This window comes from Apilactobacillus sp., from assembly GCF_025290035.1.
GTDB lineage: Bacteria > Bacillota > Bacilli > Lactobacillales > Lactobacillaceae > Apilactobacillus.
The window spans coordinates 1-14,659 of the sequence record NZ_JAMBKT010000020.1; the positions used below are offsets into that span (position 1 = coordinate 1).

Sequence of the window (14,659 nt, forward strand, 5' to 3'; positions counted from 1 at the left end):
CGATAATATCTCCCTTAGCTATTAAACCATTTTCCATCATTTCTGACAACAAAATTGGTTCGCTGGCTGCAGATGTGTTTCCATAAAGATTGATGTTAACAGGGAACTTATCGGCATTTTCGCCTAATTTGCGGGCTACAGATTTAATAATTCGTGCGTTCGCTTGATGTAACACAAAGTGATTTATGTCACTTAACTCGATTCCTGCTTGTTTTGCAGCTTCACGGATTGATGTGGGAACATTCTTAGTTGCGAAGTTAAATACTTCTCTCCCCTTCATATGGAGAAATTCGTCTGTATCATCATCGCTTTTTCCAAATGTACCACTACCTGTTAAATGACCTGCAAGTAGTGCCTTGTCTTCATCAGCATAGTTCTTTAAGTTGCTGGATAGCACTTCACCATCGCCTTGGTTTGAAACTAGCATTCCACCAGCTCCATCCCCAAATAAGACGGCGGTAGTTCTATCTTCCCAGTTAAGCAGGTTACTCATCTTTTCTGAACCAATTACCATCCCTAAAGCATTAGGCTTTAAGTTTAATAATGCGTTCATTGTATGAGTAGCATAAACAAATCCAGAACATGCAGCACTGATATCAAAAGCAACAGCATTCTTAGCTCCAATGATTCCTTGGACTGCGGCTGCAGTTGATGGCATTTGATAATCAGCAGACATTGTTGCGACGATAATGAAATCAATATCATCAGCATCAATATCGGCGTTCTTTAGTAATTGAGAAGCAACCTCAGCGCTTAAAGAAGTATTGGTTTCCTTTACAGCGATTCGGCGTTGTTTAATTCCTGTACGCTTACTGATCCATTCATCAGAAGTGTCCATGATCTTTGCCAAATCGTCATTGGTAACTATCTTTTCAGGAACGGCTTTAGCAGTAGCTAAAATTGAAAAACTGTTCATGATATCTCCTCTAAACCAATTTGGGTTATCTTTTTTGATAGTACTTGTTAATACCACTTATTAATTCTTAATTAATTTAGACTTTTTTTCAACTGCTATCAGTCATTTCAAAAATCTAATAATATAAAAAAAGCGATTATAGCAACGTTTTAACAATGATTTTTAGGTGGAAATTAATAAGTTACTCATCATTTATTGTGTAACGCTTATTAATTCGTATCTACCTTATTTAAATAAAAAGCCATCCTTTATGGATGGACTTTCTACTATTTAATTACACGATAAACTTCTTCCATTGGTTGGCGACGCTTAGGAGTAATATCTTGATCACGGTAACCGAAACCAGCCATTACAGACACTCCCCATTCTTTGGTATCTAAAATACCTTTTTCTGCAAGAATAGTTTCAATTTTTTCACGGTTGAAACCTTCTACTGCACAACTATCGATATCTAATTCGGCAGCTGCAGTCATCATGTTAGCAAGTGCAATATAAGTTTGTTTACATGCCCAATCAAATTTGGAACGATCATCTGTTAGTTTGAAATCATTTTGTTGGAAATCAGTGAATTTTTTTGAAAATGCTGAATCCGCTGAATATTCATGACCTGCCACATCTTCAGTAATATGTTGAATATATGGATGAGTAGCTGTGATTCCTTTTTTTGCCAAAATAATCATAAAGTGGCTAGCACCATTTAGACTGTTTTGACCACCCCAAGCATAATCATAAATTTCTTTCTTTAAATCATCACTTTGGATATCTAGAAATTGCCAAGGTGAAAAGCCAAAGGCACTAGGTGAAAGACGACCCACTTCTAGAATCGTGTCCCAGTCTTTTTCGCTAATTTGTTTATTAGCATCAAACTTCTTAGTCGCATAACGACGGTGCGCAGTTTGAATAATTTCTTCATTCTTATCCATAATAAATCCTCCTTACTTATTATTTAAAAGTAACTTACCACATTTTCCAAAGCAATGACAATTAATAAGCTTTATTTAAGCTCTCTCTTCTATTATAAATTGACTATCAATACAGCATTAACTATACTTAGAAACTGTAATGAAATAAGTTTATTGGAGACTTTATATGAACGCACAAGAATTATACAAAACTTGGGCTAACCAACCCAATTTAAACGAATCTGTAAAACATGATTTAAATACCATTAAAAATAATCCAAACGAAATCAACGATGCTTTTGGCACTAACATGTCATTTGGAACCGCTGGTATGCGTGGTTTAATCGGTGCCGGAATTAACCGTATGAACATCTACACCGTTAGACAAGCTACTGAAGGTCTTGCTTCATACATGGATACATTAAGTGATGAAGAAAAGAAACGCGGTGTGGCAATCAGTTTTGATTCTCGTTACCATTCAGAAGAATTCGCCTACGAAGCTGCTCGTGTTTTAGGACAACATAACATTAAATCATTTGTCTTTGATGATATCCGCCCTACTCCAGAACTATCATTTGCAATTAGACACTTACATACTTTTGCGGGTGTTATGATTACAGCTAGCCATAATCCAATGCAATACAATGGATACAAAATTTATGGTGAAGACGGTGGTCAAATGCCACCAAAGGCTTCAGATATGATTACTAGTTTTGTTCGCCAAGCCGAAGATGTATTCGCAATCGAGGTTGCCGACGTCAAAGAATTAAGAAACCAAAAGCTACTATCTGTTATTGGTGAAGATGTTGACGCTTCATACTTGGAAAATGTAAAAAATGTTAACGTTAACCACCAATTAATCCAAGAAGTTGGTAAAGACCTAAAATTCGTCTACACCCCGCTTCACGGAACTGGAAAAATCATTTGCCGTCGTGCTTTGGATAATGTTGGTTTTAAAAACTATTCATTAGTAAAGGAACAAGCAATCGCTGATCCAGAATTCCCAACTGTTGATTTCCCTAATCCAGAATTCGCTTCAGCCTTCAATCTAGCAATTCAATTAGGGAATCAAGAGGAAGCTGATGTCTTAATCGCAACTGACCCCGATGCTGATAGACTAGGTGCTGCCGTTCGTCAACCAGATGGTAATTATGAATTAATGACTGGTAATCAAATCGCATCAGTATTATTGGATTACATTTTAACTGCTAAACAAGACGCTAATGATTTACCCGAAAACGGTGCTGTGGTTAAATCAATCGTTTCAACTGAATTAGCTACTAAGATTGCTAACCATTACGGTGTTGAAATGCAAAACGTCTTAACTGGATTTAAATATATCGCTGAAAAGATTAAGGATTTTGAAGAAACTAACGAAAAAACTTTCTTATTTGGTTTTGAAGAAAGTTTTGGTTACTTAATCAAACCATTCGTACGTGATAAGGATGCTATTCAATCAACTGTCCTACTTGCTGAAGTAGCTGCTTACTACAAACAAAAAGGTCAAACCTTGTATGATGGACTTCAATCAATTTACCAACTTTATGGTTATCATGAAGAAAAGACCATTTCAAAATCATTTGAAGGTATTGAAGGTAAGGCTAAGATGGACAACATCATGAACGAATTGAGAGCAAATCCATTAACTGAATTCAACGGTCAAAGAGTAGAATCACTAGAAGATTTCAATAAATCAACTAAAACTAACAATGATGGTAACATTGAAAAAATCAAACTACCTCAAGCCAATGTTTTGAAATACTGGTTGGCTGACGGTACTTGGTTTGCTATCCGTCCTTCCGGAACAGAACCTAAAATCAAGTTCTACCTTGGAACTGTCGATGATAGTCAAGAGGCTGTTAACAACAAGCTTGAAAGCTACGTTAATGCAGTTGATACATTAATTGAACAATTAGTTTAAATATGAAAGTGTTATTAGCAAACGTTAATAACGCTTTTTTATATTTCATGTTAGAATGATAGTATTAAACTTATAAACTTTGAAAGGACGCTTCTATGAGAGATCAAACATTTTCAGTTGAAATCGAAGCCAACTCGCATGATCTTATTCAGATGAAACACTACATTAACAAGTGGAAACCTGACTTTGTATCCATCAGTAACTTAAGTCGCTACTCATACGAAGAAATGCTAAAATGTGCTAAGTACATTCAACGGGATTTGGGTGTTCCAGTAGTCCTTCACTTAACAGGACTATCGCACACGAAAGAAGAAATCAAAAAAGCCTACAACGAATTGCGTGAGTTAAATATCAAGAACTTATTATTAGTTCGTGGAAATCTCCATCATAACATGAAAGTTAAAGATGACTTTAGATTTGCCAGTGACTTAATCAAATATGTAAAACAACTCAACGAAGATGGCAGAACCAATATTGTTGCTGCTTGTTATCCGGACGTCCATTTTTTTGCCGAGTCACTAAAAGACGATGTTTTTTACCTCAAGCAAAAAGTCGACACTGGTGTTGACAGTCTTATTTCTTTAATGTGCTTTGATAATTATAAAATCTACAATTTCTTAAGGGAAGCTCACAAAAACAATATTGATATTCCAATAAGAATTGGAATCATGCCCATTACAGATTCATTTAAAAAACACTACTTACTACACAATGAAATTGAAGCGCCTGCATTTCTTGATAAAACCGAAGATATGTTAACGGATGGAATCGAATATGCAATTAATCAAATAAATGATTTATATAAAAATAATGTCAATGGAATCCATTTGTACACCCAAAACGATTGGGAAGTTTCAGATCGAATTTACACAGAAATAAAACATAATTTTGAATAAAAAAGGAGTCTTTGACAATGGCAAACAGCAACGCTGCCGATGACAAATTAGCTCCCAGCACACAATTGACCGCAGAGCAAGCAGAATTAGTTGAACGCATCAAACAATTCTCAATCAATCACATTAGTGATGATAAGCATGCGGTCTTTACTATTTATGGTGATGCTGGAACTGGTAAATCAGTAATTTTAAGTAAACTATTTTATGATATTCAACAACTAGCTCATGATAACCAAAGTCCGCTTTACAAAAGTCATAACTACTTCTTGGTTAACCATCCAGAAATTTTGAAGGTCTACAAAAAGATGGCTGGAAGTCAAAAGAATGTGTTGAAGAAAAACTTCAATCGTCCGACTTCATTTATCAACCAAAACGATAAGACCCACGAACCAGTTGATATTACAATCATTGATGAAGCCCACTTATTACTATCTCGTGGCGACCATTATAATAATTTCTACTATGATAACCAGTTAAGTGAAATCATCAAAAGATCACAAATCACAATTTTAGTATTCGACCATCGCCAAGTGCTTCGCACTAAATCATTCTGGAATCTAGAAAGATTGCATCATGTCATTGATCCATATACTAACGATGAGTATCACTTAACTCATCAGTTTAGAATGACCGCAAGCGATAGCTTGGTTCAATGGATTAACCGCTTTACTGACGGAAACCTAACCCCTCTTCCTAAGGACGCAAAGAATGATTACGACTTTAGAATTTTTGATAATGCTGAAGAGATGCGTAAGTTAATTGTCAAAAAGAATAACGAGGTCGGTCTATCACGAATTGTTTCCACTTCCGGCTATCCCTCAACTTTAGATGGTGGCAAACACTATGTCTTGGAACCAGATTTCAAAATGCCTTGGGATCAATATAACTATACGCAAACGCCATGGGCAGAAATTCCGGAAACAATTAACGAGGTTGGTTCAATGTTCACATGCCAAGGTTTTGATTTAAACTATGTTGGTGTTATCCTCGGTCCCATCATCCATGCTGACGGTGACCAAATCAAAGTCGACTTAGGTAAATTTACCGATGTTGAATCACTCAAAAAACGTGCTGATATCACTGATATTAATGAATTCAATCAAATCAAACAGGAGCTGGTATTAAATTCCGCAAACGTTTTATTAAAACGTGGTGTGAAAGGATTATATATTTTCGCATCCAACAAAAACTTACGTGACAAGCTTTTAAAAGATTATAACCAATTATAAAAACCGATAAAATGAGAATTTTATCGGTTTTTTATTAATTAACTGGTATAATTATCCACAACCATATTTTTAGGGGGATTACTCATGAAATATTCTTTAAATTGGGATTTAGATTCAATTTTCCCAGGCGGATTACACGGAAAAGCGTTAACTGACAAGCTGCAAGTAATCGCAGATTCAATTAACACCTTCCGCGATGCCATCAACGATTACCATTTCGCTGATGATGACGAACACTTTAGTCGTTTTACAGAATTAACTGACTTCATTCAAAAAATTCAAGCTGGAATCGTTCAAACCGGTATGTACATTAACGGTAAACATTCTGAAGATGTTAATAACGAAGAAGTAACTCCTTTGATTGATAAAATCCAATCATTAGACGTTAAAGTAGCTCAAATCAGTCAATTACTACAAAAGAAGTTAGCATCATTATCTGATGACGCTTTTGAAAAGTTAATTGCAGAACCATCACTACATAAGATTGTTTTTTCTTTGAAAGAACAACGTCACTTTGGTCAAGAACTATTAGATGACAACGAAGAAGCCATTATTGCTGAAATGAATTTAGAAGGTCTAAGTGCCTGGTCAAACCATTACAGTACCTTAGTTTCTTCAGTTCAAGTTGATTTCAAAGATAGCGACGGTAATCCTAAGACTCTATCAGCCGGTCAAGCTGATAACGAAATCTTAGGTAATGCCGATCCTAAATATCGTGCTGAATTAATGCCTAAGTGGGAAGAAGCTTGGAGCGATAAGCAAAACCTATTCGCTGATACTTTAAACCACGTTTCAGGAAGTCGTCTATTAGACTATCGTTTCCATGGTACTGAAGATTTCTTGAAGTACCCACTTGAATTAAACCGTATGTCACAAAAGACATTGGATACTATGTGGAAAGTCGTTGACGCCAACAAGAATGTGTTAATCGATTTCTTAAATCGCAAGGCCCAATTAATTGGTAAAGAACAAATCGGTTGGGAAGATGTTGCTGCTCCAATTAACATTAGTGACGGTGAAGTCAAGACCTTCACATACGATGAAGCTGCTGAATTTATCATTAAACAATTCAATAGTTTCTCACCTAAGATGGCTCAATTAGCACAACGTGCCTTTGAAAACCAATGGATTGAAGCCGAAAACCGTCCTGGCAAGGAGCCCGGTGGTTACATGGAAAGTCTTCCAGAGACTGGTGAATCAAGAATCTTCTTAACTTTCACAGGCTCACCTAACGATGCATCAACAATTGCGCACGAATTGGGTCATGCTTTCCATAGCAGTGTGATGAACGAACTACCATACTTCCGTCAAGATTACGCAATGAACGTTGCGGAAACAGCATCCACTTTCGGTGAACTAATCGTTTCTGACGCCAACGTTAAAGAAGCACAAACTGACGAAGAAAAGATTAACCTATTAAACGCGAAGATGGATAATCCAGTTGCGATGTTCTTAAACATCCACGCTCGTTTTATTTTTGAAAATAAATTCTACGAAAAACGTAAGGACGGCGTGCTAACTGCCAGCGAAATCAACGACTTAATGTTAGCTGCACAAAAAGAAGCATACGATAACTCACTATCAACTTACTCAACTCACTTCTGGGAAAGCAAGATGCATTTTTACTTTGATGATGTGCCATTCTACAACTTCCCATACACATTCGGTTACCTATTCAGTTTAGGAATTTATGCCAAAGCTCAAGAAAGTGAAAACTTTGAAGAACAATACATCGCATTACTTCAAGACACTGCCAACATGTCAACTGAAGAACTAGCGATGAAACACTTAGGTGTTGATTTAACTAAACCTGACTTCTGGGAAGATGGCGTTAAATTAATCCAAAAAGATGTCGACGAATTCATTCTTTTAACAGAAAAATACGTATAAAAAAAGAGCATCCTATGGATGCTCTTTTTATTTATCCTAGTGAACTAGAACTGCCTTACGACCTTCTTGGTTGTATAGCTTCATAAATTGACTAGTTGAAACCCAAAATACTGGGTTGTTCTTGTTTGATTTCATTTGTGATTCCCATGATGATGGATCTGCCATCTTGAAGTAACCACGTTTGTAACCAACAACTACTAGTGTATGACCAGTAGCTTTTCTCATTCTGTAACCAGTAGCAGCAATCACAGCATTACCATGTTGTACTTCGTAAATAATCTTTGATTTAGAAGCACCGGTAATGTTATAGACGCTTTTTCTGAATTGACGACCGAATTTAGCTAATGCCTTAGGGTAAATAGTCCAATCTTGGTTAGTGTTGTTAACCGCGTATGGGTTACCAACAAATCCCTTGTTTTGGTCATATTTAGCACGAGGCATTCTCTTTAAAAAGTAGTTTAAACCATGGTTCAAACCAACACTCTTAGTTGATAGTGCCATCTTTAGTGCTGTAGCTTCACAACCATTTGGTGCATCAAATGGGAAGTGTTGACTAGTGTAAACAAATGGTAATTCGTATACGTTAGTAGTACTTAGGTAAGTATCGTTGATCCAACCTAAAGTCTTACCTTGGTAAATTACTTGGTAGTAAGTTCTTTCAGAAGAAGTTGCTACCTTGTTTAATTGTACTAGTTGACCTTTTAAGTTAATGGTCTTTACTAACTTAGTTCCACGATTATATGGACCAGCAAAAACCTTTACATTATCAGCGTTAATGATTCGCGCATTTTCAGTTTTAGCAGTTTTGATTGTAAAATCAACATGATCTACAAATCCGTTCTCAGTATCTGTTGTGTTTGAACCATTATTTGTAGTTGTATTGGTACCAGTACCTTCTTGATTAGTAGCTGTACTTGATTGACTAGAACTATTTGCACTAGTTTCAGTCGCTTGTTGACTACTGGATTCGTCAGCTGCATGAGCAGTTGCATTACCATTAATTGTTAGTGCAGCAACTCCCAAAAACATTACCAATCCCAATGATGATAATATTTTCTTCATAATTTCCACTCCATCCATAAAAAATTTAATATATTTTATGTTTCTAATATAATACAAATAAAAACCGAATAATATTATTATGCACTCTTGTAAGAAAATCTTAACATTTTGGTAATATTTTTGACACGAGACTAAAAAAAGACACAGTCATGAAAACTGTGTCTTTCTTTTTAGTAAAGTTCTTCAACTTGTTTTTGAACATCTGGATGATTAACAAAATCATCGTAGTGGGTGTCGGCTCTTTGAACCATCCCTTTATCAGATACTTCAATAATATGATCCGCAATAGTTTGCACAAATTCTCTATCATGAGAAGTGAAGATGATTGAACCGTCAAATGGAATTAAACTATCATTCAATGCAGTAATTGATTCCATGTCCAAATGGTTAGTTGGGTCATCTAAAATCAATACATTTCCTTTTTGCAGCATCATCTTAGATAACATACAACGAACCTTTTCTCCCCCTGACAATACCTTGATTTGCTTTTGAATATTGTCTCCAGAGAATAGCATTCTTCCTAAGAAACTACGTAGGAATGGATCATCACTTTCTTCTTTCGATGCGTATTGTCTTAACCAATCAATAATGCTTAATGAATCGTCATCGAAATCAGAGTTGATGTTCTTTGGCATGTAAGTAGCTTTGGTAGTTTGACCCCAAACAACTTCACCTTCATCAGGTGCCATCTTACCAGCTAATATTTGCATCAAAGTAGTAGTAGCTAAATCGTTTCTACTAATGATGGCAGTCTTTTCACCCGGTCTTAATGTAAATGTGATGTTATCCAAAATCTTCTTACCATCAATCGTCTTAGAAACGTTCTTAACTGAAACTAAATCGTTTCCTAAATCACGTTCTTTTTCAAACTTAATGAATGGGTACTTACGTGAAGATGGTTGAATATCATCTAATGTAATCTTGTCTAATTGTTTCTTTCTAGAAGTCGCTTGTTTTGACTTAGAAGCGTTCGCAGAGAATCGAGCGATAAATTCTTTCAATTCTTTGATTTGGTCTTCCTTCTTAGCGTTAGCGTCTTGGCGCATCTTAGCTGCTAGTTGACTTGATTTCAACCAGAAGTCGTAGTTACCAACGTATAGTGAAATCTTCTTGAAGTCAACGTCACACATCATAGTACATACTTGGTTTAAGAAGTATCTATCATGAGAAACAACAATCGCGATGTTTTCGTAATCAGCTAAAAATTCTTGTAGCCATTCAACGGTATGGTTGTCCAAACCGTTGGTAGGTTCATCAAGCAATAGAATATCTGGATTACCAAATAGTGCTTGGGCTAATAAGACCTTCACCTTTTGACCTTCAGTTAGTTCACTCATCTTTTCATTGTGTAGAGATTCATCAATTCCTACATTTTGTAGTAATTGTGAAGCATCTGCTTCGGCGTTCCATCCGTCCATTTCGGCGAATTCACCTTCTAATTCAGCAGCTTTTACTCCATCTTCATCAGAAAAGTCTTCTTTAGCGTATAAAGCGTCTTTTTCTTTCATGATTTTGTATAACTTTTCGTGTCCTTGAATCACAGTGTCTAAAACTTCAAATTCTTCAAAGCCATAGTGATCTTGGTTCAAACTAGAAATTCGTTCATTCTTACCGATTGAGATACTACCTGTGGTGGGTTCAATCTTTCCTTCTAGCATTTTTAGAAAAGTTGATTTACCAGCACCATTGGCCCCGATAACCCCGTAACAGTTACCTGGTGTGAATTTAAGGTTTACATCTTCGTATAACTTTTTACCAGAAAAATGTAATCCCATATTAGTGACAGTTATCATTTCATACCTCCATCTAATCAATTTAATTAAAAACAGCCCTTGGTTCTCAATCGAATCAAGAGCTGCTTTATTTTATTGATTCTTTTAATAACTCAAATAACAATATCACATGAAGTCAGTTCCGACAAGCTAATTTATACAATCAAGCTATTTTGAAGTGATTTCTAAAATTTGGTGAATTGTTTGGTCATTGTGAATTGCATCGACTACGAATTGAGCAACATCTAATCTTGCGATACTCATCCCTGCTTCACGCTCTTCAACAACTTGGACTTGATCAGTTTGGTCGTCAAAAGTCAGTGCAGATGGTCTAACAATTGTGTAGTCTAGACCACTATTGCGTAAATGAACATCGGCATAATGTTTAGCAATGTAGTATGCATGTAGTCCTGAATCCGCCCAGAAACTACGATCATCCGCACCCATTGCACTAATCATTAGGTAACGTTTTACTCCTGATTGCTTAGCAGCTAACATTGATTTAATCGCACCATCTAAATCAATAATCATGGTTTGATCATCACCAGTCGCACCACCAGAACCAGCAGAGAAGATGATTTGTTCAACTTGATTATCTTGATATAGCTTAGCCATATCTTCAATCGTGCCGTTTAAATCGAATTCAATTGGTTGAACGTTTTCAAATTCAGCATATTCGCCAAATTGCTTTTCGCTTCGAACCCCTGCTAAGACTTGGTCGCCTGCTTGTCCTAGTTTTTCTACAATATGAATTCCCACATTACCATGGGCTCCAATTACTAAAATTTTTGCCATTATAAAACTCTCCTTTTGCTTACTTATTGTTAGCATTCTATCAAGAATGGATTTGATTTGAAAGTATCTTGAATCGTCAACTAAATTCGATGTAAAATTATGCAATAATAAGTTTTTTGGTATAATTTGTTGAAATAATTAAAAAAAGGAATATAATACGTTTAACGATTAAGCATTCTGTCACGTGACTTATCAAGTCTTATTCGTTAAATCCAAAAAGTAAGGAGATTATCGCATGAAACTATTTTATATTTGGATTAATAATGAATTGTCTAATGTTTCTGTAATCTCGAATTTTATTGCTGATTCAAAGAAGGTTATTAGTAAATAATCCATAAACAATCGCATTATGATAAAGAGATCACTTTTTAGACAACTTAGGAATAAAAAAACAATTATCGAAAGATTTTTGTTTGATGGTTAACAACAAGATCTTTCCTAATTGTCAAGAAAGGAGATCGCGCTATGCCAATTAACGTAGGAAAATAAGCTCAAGAAGCATAGTCAAATAGACACCGTTTTTTGAGGTAAAATAAAAATAAAAAAAGATGACCTGAACTCCTAAAGTTCAATGATGGTCATGCGATTTTATGGGAGGAATTAATCCGGTATTCAACCGGTAACATTTCTCCCATTTTTTGTATTAATCGAATATGAAGAAGCAAGTTGATCAAACTTTATAATAAATAAAAAAGATAGAGATTATCTCACCAGAGAGATAATCTCTATCTTTAATGTTAGTAATTTTTCTCTTAATTAATTGCTTTTTTTAACCTTATAATTAATAAAAACAATGTATGCCAATAGAACCAGCATGTATATTGCCATTAATTCTAAACTAAGAGTAACTGTCCATATATTAGCAACACTCATGAATATTAGTTGGCCTATCGGTAGTGTGAACGTCATAGTAGTTGAGATAAGTCCCAGAGAAAGTGCAATATTATCTGTTATATCTTGATTCATAATCCATGCATTTAGTTTTGGCCCAGCCTTTCCTTGTAAAAATCCAGCTAAAAATAGTAAAACTAAAAATACATATGTTGATAAAAACAATTCAGCTACGACAACACCTAATAACAAAATGAATGTCTGTAAACCAACTAAATTTAGAAAAGAAATCTTTTTAAACACAGATAGTGGGAAAAGAGCTCCCAGAACCTCAGCAACTGAAAATACTACTCCGACAAGAGCAATCGTAAAACCAAAAGAACTAATTTGTTGTTGTTGATAATTTGCAAAATATAAGGAGAATACATTTTCTAATGCAGACCCTACGATCCCCGCGACGGCATAAACCGAAATATAACATCCCAATAATGGAATGGAAAAAATCGTTTTTAAAGCTCCTAAAAAAGTAGTATTAGATGATTTCTTATCTTCAGTAATAGGATTCTTTGTTGACCCAGTATGTCTAGAAGATTCACTTAAGTTGCCCAATAATAAGGCACTAATACCAAAAATGAGTGCATTAAGTAATGCAAAATATTCATATTTGTAATTGATTAATACTAAAATACTAGGACCAATTAGTTGAGATACCATTGATAATGTTGAAATACTTCCGGAACTCCAAGAAATTATTTGTTCCCTATCATTATCGTCAACTACCTCTATTTCTTTTTCGTATAGAAGTCCTCCAGCGTAACTACCACTTACTTTGGAAAATGAAATTATTACTAAAATGAAAATCACCGAATAAATAGATAAACTTTTTGCAAATAATGCTATCAATACATATATAAACATCTGTACACATCTAATTATTCTCGACATTCTGATCTTTTTGCTAGTTTTGTCTGCGTAATATCCAGTTAAAAAATTTAATACAGAAGGAATAATATTTACGAAAGAAGCGGCAGTGATTAACCATCCTCTTTCTGATCCAGTAAAGTTATCAGCAATCATCATTAATAGTACTATTCCAAAAAGACTACTCCCAATACTTTGTAATGCACCAGATAAGAATAACCATTTAAATTGACTATGCCAGTATTTTTTTATCATTTATCTAACCTACTTTCGTTTATTTTATATAAATATTGAATTAACCTAATTCTTTCGGTTTCACTCTGATTGATAATAAAATGATAACTACCATAATCATGAACAAACTAATGCTTAAAACCGGGTTCTTTCCAATTAAGGTGTAACCACCAACTAAGAAGATACTACCAATTGGTGTCGCAACCGTTAAACTACTATTTAAAATCCCTAAAATGGTACTTAATGATGCCGAATCAACATTGTCCATTAACATTGCAGATAGTTTTGGATTAATTTTACCTAGCACGTACATGATACTGAATAAAACGATCATAATAACGAAGACACTTAAATTAAACATCAAAATGATAAAGAAAATCCCTAGTAGTCCTGCTGCTAGTAGCAATAATTTTTGAATACTAGTATTTTTCAAGAAATCATGGACAATCACAGAACCTAAAACATTTCCGAACACAAAAATGATATTAATAATTAAGATTGTCAATCCAAAGCCTAGTGGACTAACTTGTGGATGTTCCAATATATATAGATTTAAAATCCCATCAATACTTGCACCCAGTGCATTTAAGATGACCAATGCTCCTAAAATACGAATGATAGGTAATCCGGTAATATTACCCAGTGAAGAGAAAGCTTTTTTAAAGCCACGTCCTTTGCCAGATTTTTCACTTGCTTCTCTTTTGGGTTCAACATAAGATAAGTTTTTTCTTGATAGGAATAAAATACATCCAGAAATGAAAAAGGTCGCCGCATTAATGAAGCTTCCTAGTGTGTAATTCCCGGTTGACGCTATGTACGATAATCCAATCGCTTGACCGATGGGTTGCATAATCAAACCAATACTGTCATAAATACCAATTGTTTGTTGTCTTAATTCCTTAGGTACTTTATTTTGGATGATTGGTAGTTTTAATAGTCCAATCACTACCCCTACAATATCTGAGACTAAATTAATTCCAATCGCAATTCCTAATTCACTTGGATTGTGTGAAAGAAAAACGGTGAATAAAAACAAGAAAAATGCTGATTGAGCGAATGTTAATAAAATCACCCATCTAGCTTTATTGGTTAAATCACCAGCGATTTTACCTAATACTGCAGATAAAACTCCTGGGATTGTTGATGCGATGGACGCAATCGTCACCCATAAAGATGGTTGATTGCTAGACTTCGCCAGGATAAGCAATATCATATTAAAGAGGCTAATTCCTAGCACTTGAAAAAAGGTGCTTCCTAGCAGTCCAAAGACCGCTTTATTTTTTAAAATTT

Annotated in this window: 11 protein-coding genes; 4 read left to right on the forward strand and 7 right to left on the reverse strand. The window is 35.0% G+C overall.

Features of this window, described 5'->3' with window-relative positions:
* Together M3005_RS05005 and M3005_RS05010 are read right to left on the reverse strand one after the other, a co-directional pair.
* Positions 1-916, reverse strand: a 916-nt coding sequence (locus M3005_RS05005) for a beta-ketoacyl-ACP synthase 3 (RefSeq protein WP_293794271.1), incomplete at its 3' end; no start/stop codon positions are given.
* A 266-nt stretch (positions 917-1,182) separates the two neighbouring features.
* Positions 1,183-1,839 (reverse strand): NAD(P)H-dependent oxidoreductase, encoded by a 657-nt coding sequence (locus tag M3005_RS05010; RefSeq protein WP_293794272.1) that lies wholly within the window; start codon positions 1,837-1,839, stop codon positions 1,183-1,185.
* A 166-nt stretch (positions 1,840-2,005) separates the two neighbouring features.
* Here M3005_RS05010 and M3005_RS05015 point away from each other — a divergent pair, with 166 nt between their 5' ends.
* The 4 genes from M3005_RS05015 to M3005_RS05030 all read left to right on the forward strand — a co-directional run bounded on the left by M3005_RS05015 (position 2,006) and on the right by M3005_RS05030 (position 7,754).
* Entirely contained in the window at positions 2,006-3,739 is a 1,734-nt protein-coding gene (locus tag M3005_RS05015; RefSeq protein ID WP_293794275.1) for a phospho-sugar mutase, read from the forward strand.
* Positions 3,740-3,834: 95 nt separating this feature from the next.
* On the forward strand, positions 3,835-4,635 hold the full coding sequence (locus M3005_RS05020; RefSeq protein WP_293794278.1) for a methylenetetrahydrofolate reductase: 801 nt from the start codon (positions 3,835-3,837) through the stop codon (positions 4,633-4,635).
* Between the two features lie 17 nt (positions 4,636-4,652).
* The gene (locus M3005_RS05025) at positions 4,653-5,864 is read left to right on the forward strand and encodes a DUF2075 domain-containing protein (RefSeq protein ID WP_293794280.1); all 1,212 of its coding nucleotides are present in this window, start codon (positions 4,653-4,655) and stop codon (positions 5,862-5,864) included.
* Between the two features lie 84 nt (positions 5,865-5,948).
* Positions 5,949-7,754, forward strand: a complete 1,806-nt coding sequence (locus M3005_RS05030) for a M3 family oligoendopeptidase (RefSeq protein ID WP_293794281.1) — start codon at positions 5,949-5,951, stop codon at positions 7,752-7,754.
* Positions 7,755-7,790: 36 nt separating this feature from the next.
* Here the strand turns inward: M3005_RS05030 and M3005_RS05035 are convergent, their stop codons facing one another.
* The 5 genes from M3005_RS05035 to M3005_RS05055 form a co-directional block, all read right to left on the reverse strand.
* The gene (locus M3005_RS05035; RefSeq protein WP_293794282.1) at positions 7,791-8,816 is read right to left on the reverse strand and encodes a C39 family peptidase; all 1,026 of its coding nucleotides are present in this window, start codon (positions 8,814-8,816) and stop codon (positions 7,791-7,793) included.
* A gap of 170 nt (positions 8,817-8,986) precedes the next feature.
* The gene (locus tag M3005_RS05040) at positions 8,987-10,609 is read right to left on the reverse strand and encodes an ABC-F family ATP-binding cassette domain-containing protein (protein WP_293794283.1); all 1,623 of its coding nucleotides are present in this window, start codon (positions 10,607-10,609) and stop codon (positions 8,987-8,989) included.
* A gap of 147 nt (positions 10,610-10,756) precedes the next feature.
* The gene (locus M3005_RS05045; RefSeq protein WP_293794284.1) at positions 10,757-11,383 is read right to left on the reverse strand and encodes an SDR family oxidoreductase; all 627 of its coding nucleotides are present in this window, start codon (positions 11,381-11,383) and stop codon (positions 10,757-10,759) included.
* Between the two features lie 756 nt (positions 11,384-12,139).
* Entirely contained in the window at positions 12,140-13,390 is a 1,251-nt protein-coding gene (locus M3005_RS05050; protein WP_293794285.1) for an MFS transporter, read from the reverse strand.
* A gap of 40 nt (positions 13,391-13,430) precedes the next feature.
* The coding region (locus M3005_RS05055) for an MFS transporter (RefSeq protein ID WP_293794286.1) at positions 13,431-14,659 on the reverse strand (1,229 nt) is incomplete at its 5' end.

Coding starts and splice junctions, on each gene's coding strand:
- M3005_RS05035 (WP_293794282.1), bottom strand. CDS start 8,816: ATGAAGAAAATATTATCATCATTGGGATTGGTAATGTTTTTGGGAGTT.
- M3005_RS05050 (WP_293794285.1), bottom strand. CDS start 13,390: ATGATAAAAAAATACTGGCATAGTCAATTTAAATGGTTATTCTTATCT.
- M3005_RS05025 (WP_293794280.1), top strand. CDS start 4,653: ATGGCAAACAGCAACGCTGCCGATGACAAATTAGCTCCCAGCACACAA.
- M3005_RS05045 (WP_293794284.1), bottom strand. CDS start 11,383: ATGGCAAAAATTTTAGTAATTGGAGCCCATGGTAATGTGGGAATTCAT.
- M3005_RS05040 (WP_293794283.1), bottom strand. CDS start 10,609: ATGATAACTGTCACTAATATGGGATTACATTTTTCTGGTAAAAAGTTA.
- M3005_RS05030 (WP_293794281.1), top strand. CDS start 5,949: ATGAAATATTCTTTAAATTGGGATTTAGATTCAATTTTCCCAGGCGGA.
- M3005_RS05010 (WP_293794272.1), bottom strand. CDS start 1,839: ATGGATAAGAATGAAGAAATTATTCAAACTGCGCACCGTCGTTATGCG.
- M3005_RS05015 (WP_293794275.1), top strand. CDS start 2,006: ATGAACGCACAAGAATTATACAAAACTTGGGCTAACCAACCCAATTTA.
- M3005_RS05020 (WP_293794278.1), top strand. CDS start 3,835: ATGAGAGATCAAACATTTTCAGTTGAAATCGAAGCCAACTCGCATGAT.